Origin of the sequence: Actinoplanes sp. NPDC048791, assembly GCF_040650095.1 — a bacterium.
Classification (GTDB): domain Bacteria; phylum Actinomycetota; class Actinomycetes; order Mycobacteriales; family Micromonosporaceae; genus Actinoplanes.
On sequence record NZ_JBEZGQ010000139.1, the window covers coordinates 1 to 12,921 of the forward strand.

The window sequence follows — 12,921 nt, forward strand, 5'->3', positions numbered from 1 at the left end:
GCGGCGTCGCGCAGGACCGACCGCGGCTCGGTCGGCAGCGCGTCGATGCGGGCGGCCAGGACCGCCGCGAGGTCGCGGGAGAGCAGCTGGCTGCCCATCGAACCGTCGGCGAGCTGCCACTTGCCGGCGGCGTTGGCGCCCACGGCCGGCATCAGCGCGCCGCGTTCCATCAGCAGCGTGACCAGCTCGGCCAGGTAGAACGGGTTGCCCTGGGCGGTGGCGAGCAGCCGGTCGGCGTCGCTCTGGGCCAGCTTGCCGCCGTTGAGATAGGAGGTGAGCAGCCGGGACGCGTCCGCACCGCGCAGTGGCGGCAGCGTGTGGATCTCGGCGTCGGCCAGCCGGGTCAGCGCGCCGGCGGTCAGGACCAGCTCCGGGCGGCCGAGCAGCAGCAGCACGACCGGGCCTTCGAGGCGCGACAGCACCGCGCCGAGCGCGTCGATCGTCTCGGCGGTCGCGTCGTGCAGATCATCGACGATGACGACCAGCGGCGTCTCCCGGGCCAGGGCGCTGAGCAGCCCGGCGACCGCGATCGGGATGGTCTCGGTCTCCGGGCGGGCGCCGCCGGTGGGCTGATATTCCGCGACGGCGGCCGGACCGACCGGGTTGGCCGGGGCCTCGCCGTAGCCGAGCAGCGCCAGCAGGCGGTCGATGTCGAGGTAGGGTGGCTCGCCGTCGCGGCTGAGCCGGGCGACGAGCTTGCGCAGCCGCTCCTCGACCACCGTGCGGTTCATCGTCGCGGCCACGTCCTTGGGCAGGCCGACGGACTTGCGCACGAGGTCGGCCAGCGGCGCGAAGCGGCGGCGCTCACCGAACGCCCGGCAGCGCGCCCGCAGCACCCGGGCCCCGGTGTGGGTGGCGAAGCGGCCCGCGCCGACGTCGTATCCGGCCGCCAGTCGCTTGACCTCGCCCGCGAACCGGGTCTTGCCGATGCCGGCCTCGGCCGTCATGACCATCACCCGGGGCGTGCCCGAGTCGATGACCTCGGCGAGCCGGCCGGACACCCGGCCCAGCTCGGTCTCGCGGCCCACGAACGGGGCCTCGTCGCCCAGACCCGACCGGGTGCCGGGTGCGTCGTGCAGACCGAGCAGCTCGTACGCCGGCACCGGCTCGCGCTTGCCCTTCAGCCGCAGCGCCCGCAGCTGCCGCCAGGAGGCGACGTGCCGGGTGCCGGCCGAGGTGCGGGACCCCGCGTAGACCGCACCGACCGCCGCAGCGTCGGCCAGCCGGGCTGCCGTGTTGACCGTGTCGCCGATGACCGTGTACTCGATCGAGGCCTGGATTCCGGAGACCACCTCGCCGGTGTTGAGCCCGACGCGCAGGCCCAGGGGGGCGCCGCCGCCGCGCTCGTCGTCCAGCACGCGACGGACCGCCCGCTGCATGCTCAGGGCGGCCCGGACCGCGCGCTCGGCGTCGTCCTCGTGCGCGACCGGCGCGCCGAAGACGGCCATGATCCCGTCGCCGGTGAGCTTGTCGACGTGCCCGCCGAAGGTCTTGACCGCGCCGGCCAGCGCGGCCAGCACACGGTCGGTCACGGCGCCCACACGCTCGGGATCCAGGTCCTCGGACCAGGACGTGAAGTCGGAGAGGTCGCCGAAGAGCACGGTGACGATCCGCCGCTCCGCCGCAGGCAGCGTGGCCGCGGCGGGCAGGGCGGCACCGCAGTTGTGGCAGAAACGGGCACCGGGAACGGCGACGGTTCCACACACAGGACAGGTCACAGGGGGTCCAACTGTTCCGGGGTGGGCTGTGATTCCCGCCTCAGGTAAGCGAGTTGCGCGCGCGCCGACCAAATCGCTGCGAAACGGACTCTCGGTGCGATGTCCGGGTAGACGACGTCGACGATCGCCTCGGCCGAGTCCGCCCCGGCCGCGATCGCGGCGCGGACCTGACCGAGCCGCTCCTGCCGGTGGGCCAGATAGGCCCGGGCCACCGCGGCGCAGTCGGAGAGCGCCGGCCCGTGCCCGGGCAACATCAGCACACCCTCGTACGCCGCCAGCCGCTCCAGACTCGTCAGGTAGGCCCCCAGGTCGCCGTCCGGCCAGGCCACCACGGTCGTGCCTCGCCCCAGGATGGTGTCGCCGGTGAAGACGGCCCGCTCGTCGCCGCACTCCACCAGGAAGCTGACCGAGTCTCGGGTGTGCCCGGGCGTATCCAGCACCTGGATCTCCAGGCCCTCGGCGTCGAGCTGCTCGTCGCGGCCCAGCGGCCCGGCGAGCACACCGTGCTTCGGATCAGCCGCCAGGACGTGGGTGCCACCGAGAAGCTCGGACAGGCGCGCAGCACCCTCCACATGGTCGCCATGACCGTGAGTGACGAGAATGAACAGGAACGGTCCGTGTCCGGCGATCCGGGCGAGATGTCCCTCGTCGAGCGGGCCGGGATCGATGACGATCCCGTGCTCGGCCCCCGGGGCGCGCAGCACCCAGGTGTTGGTGCCGTCCAGCGTCATCGGCCCGGCGTTGGGTGCACGCAGCAGCGTCACCCATGCCGGTAACTCCACGACCTCGGCGGCCCCCATGCACCGCATCGTACGTCGCGCCGCGCTGACCGTCCGGGGACCGGATGTGCGATCCGGTCACCGGCGGTCACGACGCGACGGCAAAACCACACGCGGTGAGGGGTCAGGCGATCTCGGCGATGACCTCGACCTCGACCGGCGCGCCCAGCGGCAGCTCGGAGACGCCGACGGCGCTGCGGGCGTGCCGGCCCAGCTCACCCAGCACGTCCCCGAAGAGGTTCGAGGCGCCGTTGACCACGGCGGGCTGGCCGGTGAAGCCCTCGGCCGACGCCACGAAGCCGGTCAGCTTGACGATCTTCACGAGCCGGCCCAGGCCGACCAGCGCGTCGATCGCCGCGAGGGCGTTCAGCGCGCAGTAGCGGGCCAGCTCGGTGCCCTGCTCGACGGTCACTTCGGCGCCGACCTTGCCGACGTACGGCAGCTTGCCGTCCACCATCGGCAGCTGGCCGGAGACGTAGACATAGTTGCCGGACTGCACGGCCGGCACGTACGACGCGAGCGGCGGCACGACCGACGGCAGCGTCAGCCCCAGCTCCGCGAGGCGGGCGTACGCGTCGGCGCCGCCCTCACCCGTCACCGGCGTGGTCACGACTTGGCCCGCTTCATGTACGCGATGAGCTGCTCGGAGTTGGGCCCGGGAACGACCTGCACCAGCTCCCAGCCGTCGTCACCCCAGTTGTCGAGGATCTGCTTGGTCGCGTGGACCAGCAGCGGCACGGTCACGTACTCCCACTTCTGCATTGCTCGTCCAGCTCCCTGTCACTCGTACGGGCTGCTCCGGGCGGCTGCCCGGCGACGGCGACAGCCTAGCCAGGCGGCCGGAGCTGCCTCGCGGCTGTCCGGATTTCGTTACGCTGAGCACCGGGGCGGCGCGGCCCCGACTCCGCCGGCCGAGGGGGCACGATGACGCAACCGCAGCAGGGCGAGACGGCGCGGCCCTCGTCGATCGCCGCCGCGGAGGCGCCCGCGTCCGACTTCATCGACGCCCCGCCCCCGGCCGAGCTGCCCGAATGGCCGCCGGTCGGCGCCTATCCCGGCGAGCCCGGCCACCCGGCTGAGCCCGCCACCGGTTTTGATGACACGCAGGTCCTCCCGGCGCAGCCCGCCGAGACCGAGGTGCTGATCGGTGAGCCGGTGTGGCATCAGCCGCCGCCGACCGAGCCGTTCCACGCCCGTCACGAGAAGCCCGGCGAGTGGCGCACCGAGCCGCCGCCGCATCTGGCCCTGGAGCACTCGCCGCCGGCCGAGGTGCAGCCCGGCGTGCAGCACGACCAGCCGACCGAGGCCATCCCGCTGAGCATGCTGCCGCACCCGTGGGAGGTGCCGTTCGACCCGCACGCCACCGAAACTGTGCTGCTCGACGCGCCGCGCAAGCACAAGCGCCCGTTCTGGGTGGCGGTGGCCCTGGTCCTCACTCTGCTGATCTTCGGCGGCGGCACGGTCTCGGCCTATCTGCTGCTGCGCGACGCCGAGAGCGGCAAGGGCGCGCCCGACCCGGCCACCGCGGTGAACAGGTTCATGACGGCGATCTACACCCAGCAGGACCCGAAGACCGCGGGGGACGTCGTCTGCCGCGAGGCGCGCGACGAGGAGAAGCTCAAGGCCCGGGTCGACCAGATCAAGGGGTACGCGAACGAGTACGACGCCCCCTCCTTCCGCTGGAACGACCCGGCCGTCTCGGGGCAGACCGACGAGAAGGCCACGGTCGGCGTGCAGCTCACGATGACCACCGACGACGAGAAGACGGCCCAGCAGCAGCTGACCTTCACCGTGGTCCGCAAGACCAGCTGGCTCGTGTGCGACGTGACCGGCTGAATTGACGCCGTACGCTCGATCTGTGGCAAGCAACGAGTGGCCGGCGCGCCTGCACGTCGTGACCGGCAAGGGTGGCACCGGCAAGACGACCGTGGCGGCGGCGCTCGCCCTCGGGCTGGCCGCGGGCGGTCACCGCACGCTGCTCGTCGAGGTCGAGGGCCGGCAGGGCATCGCCCAGCTGTTCGGCACCGATCCGCTGCCGTACGCGGAACGCCGGATCGCGACCCCGGCCCGCGGCGACGGCGAGGTCCGGGCGCTGGCGGTGGATCCCGAGGAGGCTCTGCTGGAGTACCTCGAGATGTTCTACCGGCTCGGCGCGGCCGGCCGCGCGCTGCGCAAGATCGGTGCGATCGACTTCGCCACCACCATCGCCCCCGGCCTGCGCGACGTCCTGCTCACCGGCAAGGTCAAAGAGGCGACGACCCGCTCGTCGGACGGCCGCCGGGTGTACGACGCGGTCGTGCTGGACGCGCCGCCGACCGGCCGGATCGGACGGTTCCTCAACGTCACGGCGGAGACCGCCAAGCTGGCCAAGATGGGTCCGATCAAGACCCAGAGCGACGGGGTCGCCTCGCTGCTGCGCTCCCCGATGACCGCCGTGCACGTGGTCACGCTGCTGGAGGAGATGCCGGTCCAGGAGAGCCTGGACGCGATCGGCGAGCTGTCCGCGCTGGGCATCCCGGTCGGCCGGATCATCGTCAACGGCGGCCGGCCGCCGCTGCTGGCCACCGGCCGGATCACCAAGACCGAGCTCAAGCGCGGCCTGGCCGCCGCCGGCCTGCCCACCGACGCCGCGACCGTCAACGGCCTGCACGCCGAGGCCCGGGCCCACCTGACCCGGCGGGAGCTGGAGGAGTCGCTGCGCTCGGAGCTGGCCGAGCTGGGCCGCCCGATGCTGGAGCTGCCGCTGCTGGCCGGCGGGGTGGACCTCGACGGGCTGCACGAGCTGGCCGACCTGCTGCTGAACGCCTGACCCGGCCGCTCCCCGGGGCGCGGCCGGAGTGTCTGACCCGCCACACACCGCAGTGCTGCACGCCGCGCGGGGGGCTACGAGTCAGTACGCTCGGAACGTGGCCGCTGATCAGACCGCCCCTCGCCTGGACGTCGACGCTCTGCTGGCCGATCCGGCCACCAGAATCGTGGTCTGCTGCGGCGCCGGTGGCGTGGGCAAGACCACCACGGCGGCGGCGCTCGGCCTCCGCGCGGCGGAGCAGCACGGCCGGCGCACGGTGGTGCTCACCATCGACCCGGCCCGCCGGCTCGCCCAGTCCATGGGCCTGACCGAGCTGGACAACACCCCCCGGCAGGTCAAGGGCATCGACACCGAGGCCACCGGCGGCGAGCTGCACGCCATGATGCTCGACATGAAGCGCACGTTCGACGAGGTCGTGCAGGCGCACACCTCGCCGCAGCGGGCCGCCGAGATCTTCGCCAACCCGTTCTACCAGGCCATGAGCTCGACCTTCTCCGGCACCCAGGAGTACATGGCGATGGAGAAGCTGGGCCAGCTGCGCGCGGGCGACGAGTGGGACCTGATCGTGGTCGACACTCCCCCGTCCCGCTCGGCGCTGGACTTCCTGGACGCCCCGGCCCGGCTGTCCCGCTTCCTGGACGGGCGGATGCTGCGCCTGCTGATGGCTCCGGCGCGCGGCGGCCGGAGCATGTTCAGCCTGGTCACCGCCTCGTTCGGGATCTTCTCGCGGGCGGTGCAGAAGATCCTCGGCGCGCAGCTGCTGACCGACCTGTCGGGCTTCGTGGCCGCACTGGACTCGATGTTCGGTGGCTTCCGGCAGCGCGCCGACGAGACGTACCGGATCCTGCAGGACCCGCAGACCGCGTTCCTGCTGGTCGCGGCCCCGGAGCGGGACGCGGTCCGGGAGGCCGCGTATTTCGCGGAACGGCTGGTCGCGGAGCGGATGCCGCTCGCCGGCCTGGTGCTCAACCGCACCCACGAGACCGCGTTGCCGACCGTGACCCCGGCCGAGGCCGAGGCGGCGGCCGCCGAGCTCGACGCGGCGGGTGATCAGCAGGCGACCGCGGACGCGCTGCGCATCCACGCGGCCCTGCTGCGGCAGATCGACCGGGAGGTACGGGTGGCGGCCACGTTCACCGAGGCCTTCCCGGACGTCCCGGCCGTCGCAGTGACAGCGCAGCCCGCCGACGTGCACGACGTCGACGGGCTCCGGACAATCGGTGCTGCCCTGTCCCGGGACCAGGTGTCCCGGTCCTGAAGGATCAGCGGGTGGAGACGAGCACCTTGTCGGCGCCCTTCTCCCGCAGAGCGGCTTCGAACATCTTCCGCCAGCTCGCCACGTGCGGGTGCCGGCGCAGCAGTGCGCGCCGCTCCCGCTCGGTCATGCCTCCCCAGACGCCGAACTCGATCCGGTTGTCCAGAGCGTCGGCCAGGCATTCGTAGCGGACCGGGCAGCTGCGGCAGATCCTCTTCGCCACGTTCTGCTCGGCGCCCTGCACGAACAGCGCGTCAGGGTCGCCACTCTGACATGCCGCCATACTGGGCCAGTCGCTGATCATCCCCATCTGTTCACGTCCCCCCTTGCTTCCCCTGACGCCGGCGGACTCATGTCCCCTCAAGTCACACAGGCGTCGTGCGATAGCTCGCCGGATCATCATGCTCTGTAGTCGGGCGATTACGCAACGTTGTCCCTCAAAAACGTATACCTCGGTAGTTCCGGGCATCCCGGGCTGACCGGACGGCGGGAAGTTCGCAAAAATTCTGGGAAAACGCCACGCGCCGGCGGCGGAACAGGCAGAATCATTCTGGGCGAACCGTGACCTTCTCGACACGCAGTCACGGGTATCTTTCGCGTACCCTGCTCAGGTGACCTCCTGGATGCGCAGACGCGATCACAACATCTTCGCCAACGCGACCTCGCTGCTGATCTGCGGCCTGCTCGCGGGCGTGGTGGTGGCCGCCGCGGCGTTCCCCGCCGTGGCCATGTCCGGCCTCGCGGCCAAGGCCGGCGGAGACACGTTCGCCAGCCTGCCGAGCGAGCTCAAGCAGGCGAGCGCCCCGCAGATCAGCCGGGTCTTCGCATCGGACAACAAGACGCTGATCTCGGCGTTCTACGACGAGTTCCGCAGCGAGGTCCGGCTGGCCGACATCTCGATCAACATGCAGAACGCGATCATCGCCGCCGAGGACCACGAGTTCTACAAACACAACGGCGTCGACATCAAGGGTGTCGCCCGGGCGTTCGTCAACAACAAGAGCGGCAAGTCCCAGCAGGGCGCCTCGACGCTGACGATGCAGTTCGTCCGGATGTCGCTGGCCTACTCGGCGACCAGCCCGCAAGAGGTCGTCGACGCCACCAAGGACACCCCCAAGCGCAAGATCAACGAAATGAAGTACGCGCTGCAGATCGAGAAGGATCTCTCCAAGCAGAAGATCCTCGAGGGCTACCTGAACAAGGCGCCCTTCGGCAACGGCTCGTACGGCATCTTCGCCGCCAGCCAGGTCTACTTCAGCAAGAAGCCCAAGGACCTCACGGTCGCCGAGTCCGCCCTGCTGGCCAGCATGGTCAAGGCCCCGACCGCGTTCAACCCGACCACCGCCAGCGGCTACCCGCAGGCGCTGGACCGCCGCAACTACGTCATCAAGCAGATGCAGGACCTCGGCTTCGTGACGCCGGCGGACGCCAAGAAGGCCACGGACACCAAGATCAGCCGTACGGTGAAGCGCCCCGGCAACGGCTGCGTCTCGGTGGCCAAGAACCACTGGGGCTTCTTCTGCGACTACTTCTACCGCTGGTGGCTGAGCCAGGACGCCTTCGGCGCGACCACGTACGACCGGGAGCGGCGCCTGAAGAGCGGCGGCTACCGCATCCAGACGTCGATGGACATCAAGGCGCAGCAGGCCGCCCGGGACAACATCGGCGAGCACATCTCGCAGAACAACCAGAACGCGCTGCTGCTGGCGGCCATCCAGCCCGGCACCGGCAAGGTCCGGGCGCTGGCGGCCAACCGCAAGTTCAAGCTGGACGACCCCGCGGACCCGAAGAACAAGATCTCCTCGGACCCGGCCAAGGCCCGCAAGAAGATCCGCGGCACGTACCCGAACACCACCAACCCGCTGCTCACCGGCGGCGGCGACATCACCGGCTACCAGGCCGGCTCGGTGTTCAAGATGTTCACCATGGTGGCCGCGCTGGAGAACGGCTACCCGCTGGCCTACTCGATCAACGCCCCGGCCAAGGCCGTCACCAAGTACCGGATCGCCCCGGGCCGGTCGACCTGCAACGGCATCTACTACTGCCCGAGCAACTCGGGCGGCAAGGCCGGCGGCGTCACGAACATGTGGACGGGCTTCAGCCGCTCCATCAACACGTTCTTCGTACCGCTGCAGGAACGGGTCGGCGCGGAGAAGGTCGTCGACGTCGCCCAGCGCTTCGGCGTGAAGTTCCGCACGAAGACGGACATCGACCTCGCGTCGAGCCGGGACGCCGCCCACCAGTGGGGTGCCTTCACCCTCGGCGTCTCGTCCTCGACCCCGCTGGAGATGGCCAACGCGTACGCGACGCTCGCCGGCGACGGCATGTACTGCGACCCGACCCCGGTGCAGCAGATCATCTCGCGGACCAACGAGAAGATCGACATCGGCAAGCCGCACTGCACCCGCGCCACGTCCCCTGACGTCGCTCGCGCGGCGCTGGACGCGGCCCGCTGCCCGGTGGGTGACAACGCCCAGCTCGGCAGCTGCGGCGGCAGCCGTACGGCCGGCGCGGCCCGCGGCATCATCGGGCACCCGATCTTCGGCAAGTCCGGCACCACCGACAACGACAAGACCGCCGCGCTGATCATCGGCAGCACCTCGCTGACGGTGGCCGGCTACCTGGTCAACCCCGACTACCAGAACCACAAGGACCGGATGTCGCACGGCATCGTGAACCCCGCGGTCTGGAACACGATGGCCGACTACATGCGGGGCAAACCCAGGGTCCAGTTCAAGAAGCCGGGCAGCTCGAAGATCTCGATCGGCGAGCAGCGCTCGATCCCAGGCGTGGAATGCGCAACGATCGCCGGCGCGATAGCCCGGGTGGAGAGCGCGGGCTTCACGGCCTCGGTGGGCCAGGAGGTCGAGTCGGACTGCCCGAAGGGCACGGCGGCGGGCACCAACCCGCCCAACCGGACGATCAAGAACGGCTACGTGAGCATCGAGATCAGCAAGGGCAAGGGCGACGACAAGCCCGAGGCTCCTGACAAGCCGAAGCCACCAGGACGACGGCGCTGAGCGACGACGGGCGGGCCACCTTCGGGTGGCCCGCCCGCTGCGTTCCCGGCGGTGTTTCGTCAGGCTTTGTCAGCTGAGCTGCTTGCGTACCGCTGCCGCCACCCGGCCGCCCTCGGCCCGGCCGGCCACCGCAGCCTGGGCCGCCTTCATGGCCGGGCCCATCTGGGCCTTGGCGGTGAAGCCGCCGGCCTGCAGCGCCCCCGCGACCAGCTCGGCGATCTCGTCGTCGGTGAGCTGCGCGGGCAGGTAGCGGTCCAGGATCTCGCCCTCGGCGTTCTCCTTCGCGGCCTGATCGGTGCGGCCGGCCCCAGCGAAGGCGGTCGCCGCCTCCCGGCGCTTCTTCGCCTCCTTGGTCAGCACGGCGAGCACCTCGTCGTCACTGAGCACCTTGGCGGCGTCCCCGGCCGTCTCGGCGTTGCGCACAGCGGTCAACGCCATCCGCAGCGTCGAGGTCGTCAGCTCGTCCCGGCTCTTCATGGCGGAGTGCAGGTCATCGTTCAGGCGGTCTTTCAACGTTCCCATGGACGCCCAAACTACTCTGGCCTCCATGCGCAAGCGTCCCTTTATCTCCCTGGCCGCCGGAGTGACCGCCGCCGGTGGTGCCGCCCTCGCCTACGCCTCGCTGATCGAACGCAACCTGTTCACCCTGCGCCGCATCGACGTCCCGGCGCTGGAACCGGACGCCGAACCGATGCGCATCCTGCACATCTCGGACCTGCACATGATGCCGGACCAGCGCCGCAAGCAGGCCTGGGTGGCCGCGCTGATCGGCACGGACCCGGACCTGGTGGTGGTCACCGGGGACAACATGGCCTCCCCCGAAGCGATCCCCGGCGTCCTGCGCGCCCTGGACCCGCTGCTGCACCTGCCCGGCGCCTTCGTCTTCGGCTCGAACGACTACCGCGGCCCGCTGTGGAAGAACCCGCTGCAGTACCTGCTGCCGGAACGCGAGTACGTGCAGGGCGTGGAACTGCCGGCGGAAGACCTGCGAGCAGCCTTCACCGACGCCGGCTGGACCGACCTGAACAACGCCCGAACCGTGATCAAAGCCGGCGGCCGCTCAGTGGAACTGGTCGGTGTCGACGACCCCCACGTGGACCGCGACGACTACCAGTCCGTGTCAGGGGCGGCCTCGGCGGGAGCGGACCTGCACATCGGCGTGACCCACACCCCGGCCTCCCGCGTCCTGGACCCGATGGCCGCAGACGGCTTCAACCTGCTGCTGGCCGGCCACACCCACGGCGGCCAGGTCTGCGTCCCCGGCTACGGAGCGCTGACCACGAACTGCGACCTCCCGACCGCGATGGCCAAGGGCCTGCATCGCTGGCCGGGCTCAGACGCCTGGCTGCACGTGTCGGCCGGCCTGGGCACCCACCCGACGGCGCCGATCCGCTTCGCCTGCCGCCCGGAGGCCACGATCCTGACCCTGATCCCGCGCTGACCTGCGGTTTTACCGACTGGGGATACCGATTTCGCGACGGCCGAAGCGTCGGCTAGTATTGCTGAGCACGCTCGGGGTGTGGCGCAGCTTGGTAGCGCGCTTCGTTCGGGACGAAGAGGCCGTCGGTTCAAATCCGGCCACCCCGACCAGCACAAGGGCCGTTTTCCCTAGGGAAGACGGCCCTTGTTCATGTCTCCGGTCAGGCTCGTTGAGCCGGCGGCCAACGCCCATCGATGACCGCCGCCGCCCGGGCGCACGCGTCACATGAGGACCGGCCGGGTCTCCACAGGTGGCGATAGACCTCGACTTCCTCCTCGGGCAATTCACACAGGGTGGCGTCGCCGTCGAAAGCATGTTTCAGGCCGTTGTCGGCGGCTTTGTGCATGCAGGCCGCCCATCGTCGTTCCGACACCGGGCTGTACGGAGCCGCGACCACCCATTGCCCGCCGTTCAGGCGCAGGAGTGCCTGACACCAGGCGCAGCGGTACGTAGCCACGTTGTTGTACAGGCGCACGTCGGACGTTCGAACGTGATCTTGCCGAGCTTGTCGAGGCGGGTCCTGTACGCCCGATCCACCTCAGTGCTGTCCTCACCCGGCAAGAACGGCGCGGCCGGCCTGTTGCGGCGGCGGGCTCCCCGTCGCCGGCACATTCGTCGGCGAAAGCGCCCGGAGAGCATCCTCCGGCAAGGCCGGCTCCTGCGACCAAGGCCAGAACAAAACACTGGTTAGGTCCATGTGAGCGCGGATAGGGCCAGCGCGAAAAGCACGCAAGTGGCCCCGGAGAGACCGCCGATCAGCAGCCACAGCGCCAGCGGGCGGGTACGCGGAACCAGCGCCGCCCCCAAAGCGACCAAAAGCGTGGCCGGGATGATGACCAGCTCAGCCCGGCTGAAGCGAGCGTAAGGAATCCCAGCCGCCTCGGAGCCTTCCGTCCAGGTGAACCAGACGGTGTGCGGCCACCACCAGTACCCGAGCACGACCAGATTCGGCGCGGCCCCGAGAAGGATCATCAGCCACCGGACGGGAGGCCCCGCTGACGGCCTCGCCTCCTCGGTCACAAGGGTCAAGTTAACCCAAGTCAGGGCCGGTCCCCCGAAGGAAACCGGCCCTGACCGCAGAACTCACTTACAGGCGAGGTCCTGAGCCGGAAGCTCACCCACCGTCAGGTACGCCTCAAGCGCCCCCATCGCACAAGCACTAGGCCGAGGGTGAACCACCACCCCGTGCCCACCAGCATCAACAGTCACCAGCACCGCATCCGACCCCATAGCCCGCCGCATCCCCTGCGCCGTCCGCAGCGGCGTCGACGGATCCCGCTCGTTCTGCAGAATCAGCACGTTCCGCTTCCCCGTCTCTTTCACCACCGGCTCCGGCCCAGCCGGCCGCACCGCCCAGGCCGAGCAAGGCGCAACATTCGCCGGAGCCCCACCCATCAACGGATTAGCCGCCCGGTCAGCCGCCACATTTCGCGCGTACGCCCGGACATTCCGCGGCCAAGCCTTGTCCCCGCAGCTGTACGCCCACCCAGCCGAGAACAGGTTGTCCTGCGGCACATTCGCCAGCGTCCCGTGCTCGACCAGCCCATTGGCCAGCCCCGCCAGGAACGCCCGATCGCCGTCAGTGGCCCGCCCCGCCGCGACGTTCCCGGCGGCCCGCCACAGCTGTGCCATCGGCGCCGAGGCACCCATCAAACTCGCGTCGTTGTACGACAGCTGCCACGTGAACATCCGGACGAAGTTCCCGTTGATCGGCGCCTTCGTCTCGGCCAGCTTGACCGGCTTGCGATCGAGCGCGGCCGTCAACGGGACTGTCAAACGAACGGTGTAACTGCGGGTGTTAAGGGTTACTTGCGGGCCGCCGTGAGGCGGCCTTCGAAGGTCATCTCGAAGGCGTTCAGG

General features: G+C 70.4%; 14 protein-coding genes and 1 tRNA gene. 6 read left to right on the plus strand and 9 right to left on the minus strand.

Going from position 1 to position 12,921, the window contains the following annotated elements:
• The 4 genes from AB0C29_RS13435 to AB0C29_RS13450 form a co-directional block, all read right to left on the minus strand.
• Positions 1-1,718, minus strand: a 1,718-nt coding sequence (locus AB0C29_RS13435; RefSeq protein WP_360819625.1) for an adenylate/guanylate cyclase domain-containing protein, incomplete at its 3' end; no start/stop codon positions are given.
• Positions 1,715-2,527 carry an MBL fold metallo-hydrolase gene (locus tag AB0C29_RS13440; RefSeq protein WP_360819629.1) on the minus strand — a complete coding sequence of 271 codons (813 nt, stop codon included), beginning with the start codon at positions 2,525-2,527 and terminating at the stop codon, positions 1,715-1,717. The genes AB0C29_RS13440 and AB0C29_RS13435, both read right to left, overlap by 4 nt.
• A 94-nt stretch (positions 2,528-2,621) precedes the next feature.
• The gene (locus AB0C29_RS13445; protein WP_360819632.1) at positions 2,622-3,107 is read right to left on the minus strand and encodes a RidA family protein; all 486 of its coding nucleotides are present in this window, start codon (positions 3,105-3,107) and stop codon (positions 2,622-2,624) included.
• A complete protein-coding gene (locus AB0C29_RS13450; protein WP_212987823.1) occupies positions 3,104-3,259 on the minus strand; it encodes a DUF4177 domain-containing protein in 156 nt (51 codons plus the stop codon). The genes AB0C29_RS13445 and AB0C29_RS13450 overlap by 4 nt, the downstream gene beginning before the upstream one ends.
• Positions 3,260-3,421: 162 nt before the next feature.
• On the opposite strand from AB0C29_RS13450, the gene AB0C29_RS13455 reads away from it, so the two are divergent.
• From AB0C29_RS13455 to AB0C29_RS13465, 3 genes are all read left to right on the plus strand, one after another.
• Complete coding sequence (locus AB0C29_RS13455; RefSeq protein WP_360819635.1) at positions 3,422-4,333, plus strand: hypothetical protein; 912 nt, start codon at positions 3,422-3,424, stop codon at positions 4,331-4,333.
• Positions 4,334-4,355: 22 nt separating this feature from the next.
• On the plus strand, positions 4,356-5,306 hold the full coding sequence (locus AB0C29_RS13460) for an ArsA-related P-loop ATPase (RefSeq protein WP_360819638.1): 951 nt from the start codon (positions 4,356-4,358) through the stop codon (positions 5,304-5,306).
• Between the two features lie 97 nt (positions 5,307-5,403).
• Positions 5,404-6,564 (plus strand): ArsA family ATPase, encoded by a 1,161-nt coding sequence (locus AB0C29_RS13465; RefSeq protein ID WP_360819641.1) that lies wholly within the window; start codon positions 5,404-5,406, stop codon positions 6,562-6,564.
• A gap of 4 nt (positions 6,565-6,568) precedes the next feature.
• Here the strand turns inward: AB0C29_RS13465 and AB0C29_RS13470 are convergent, their stop codons facing one another.
• Positions 6,569-6,871 carry a WhiB family transcriptional regulator gene (locus tag AB0C29_RS13470; RefSeq protein ID WP_041832981.1) on the minus strand — a complete coding sequence of 101 codons (303 nt, stop codon included), beginning with the start codon at positions 6,869-6,871 and terminating at the stop codon, positions 6,569-6,571.
• Positions 6,872-7,184: 313 nt separating this feature from the next.
• On the opposite strand from AB0C29_RS13470, the gene AB0C29_RS13475 reads away from it, so the two are divergent.
• Complete coding sequence (locus tag AB0C29_RS13475) at positions 7,185-9,581, plus strand: transglycosylase domain-containing protein (protein WP_360819644.1); 2,397 nt, start codon at positions 7,185-7,187, stop codon at positions 9,579-9,581.
• Between the two features lie 69 nt (positions 9,582-9,650).
• On the opposite strand, the gene AB0C29_RS13480 is transcribed toward AB0C29_RS13475, so the two are convergent.
• A complete protein-coding gene (locus AB0C29_RS13480; RefSeq protein ID WP_360819647.1) occupies positions 9,651-10,103 on the minus strand; it encodes a GatB/YqeY domain-containing protein in 453 nt (150 codons plus the stop codon).
• Positions 10,104-10,128: 25 nt separating this feature from the next.
• On the opposite strand from AB0C29_RS13480, the gene AB0C29_RS13485 reads away from it, so the two are divergent.
• Positions 10,129-11,022 carry a metallophosphoesterase gene (locus tag AB0C29_RS13485; RefSeq protein ID WP_360819650.1) on the plus strand — a complete coding sequence of 298 codons (894 nt, stop codon included), beginning with the start codon at positions 10,129-10,131 and terminating at the stop codon, positions 11,020-11,022.
• Between the two features lie 72 nt (positions 11,023-11,094).
• Positions 11,095-11,171 (plus strand) — tRNA-Pro (locus AB0C29_RS13490).
• 50 nt (positions 11,172-11,221) lie between these two features.
• On the opposite strand, the gene AB0C29_RS13495 is transcribed toward AB0C29_RS13490, so the two are convergent.
• The 3 genes from AB0C29_RS13495 to AB0C29_RS13505 form a co-directional block, all read right to left on the minus strand.
• Positions 11,222-11,536, minus strand: a complete 315-nt coding sequence (locus AB0C29_RS13495; protein WP_360819653.1) for a hypothetical protein — start codon at positions 11,534-11,536, stop codon at positions 11,222-11,224.
• 212 nt (positions 11,537-11,748) lie between these two features.
• Positions 11,749-12,033 (minus strand): hypothetical protein, encoded by a 285-nt coding sequence (locus AB0C29_RS13500; protein ID WP_360819656.1) that lies wholly within the window; start codon positions 12,031-12,033, stop codon positions 11,749-11,751.
• Between the two features lie 111 nt (positions 12,034-12,144).
• A partial coding sequence (locus tag AB0C29_RS13505; RefSeq protein ID WP_360819659.1) for an alpha/beta hydrolase occupies positions 12,145-12,921 on the minus strand: 777 nt, incomplete at its 5' end.

Excerpts from the sequence above, each read along its gene's own strand:
- AB0C29_RS13480 (WP_360819647.1), bottom strand. The coding sequence starts at position 10,103 with ATGGGAACGTTGAAAGACCGCCTGAACGATGACCTGCACTCCGCCATG.
- AB0C29_RS13475 (WP_360819644.1), top strand. The coding sequence starts at position 7,185 with ATGCGCAGACGCGATCACAACATCTTCGCCAACGCGACCTCGCTGCTG.
- AB0C29_RS13485 (WP_360819650.1), top strand. The coding sequence starts at position 10,129 with ATGCGCAAGCGTCCCTTTATCTCCCTGGCCGCCGGAGTGACCGCCGCC.
- AB0C29_RS13470 (WP_041832981.1), bottom strand. The coding sequence starts at position 6,871 with ATGGGGATGATCAGCGACTGGCCCAGTATGGCGGCATGTCAGAGTGGC.
- AB0C29_RS13500 (WP_360819656.1), bottom strand. The coding sequence starts at position 12,033 with ATGATCCTTCTCGGGGCCGCGCCGAATCTGGTCGTGCTCGGGTACTGG.
- AB0C29_RS13440 (WP_360819629.1), bottom strand. The coding sequence starts at position 2,527 with ATGCGGTGCATGGGGGCCGCCGAGGTCGTGGAGTTACCGGCATGGGTG.
- AB0C29_RS13450 (WP_212987823.1), bottom strand. The coding sequence starts at position 3,259 with ATGCAGAAGTGGGAGTACGTGACCGTGCCGCTGCTGGTCCACGCGACC.
- AB0C29_RS13455 (WP_360819635.1), top strand. The coding sequence starts at position 3,422 with ATGACGCAACCGCAGCAGGGCGAGACGGCGCGGCCCTCGTCGATCGCC.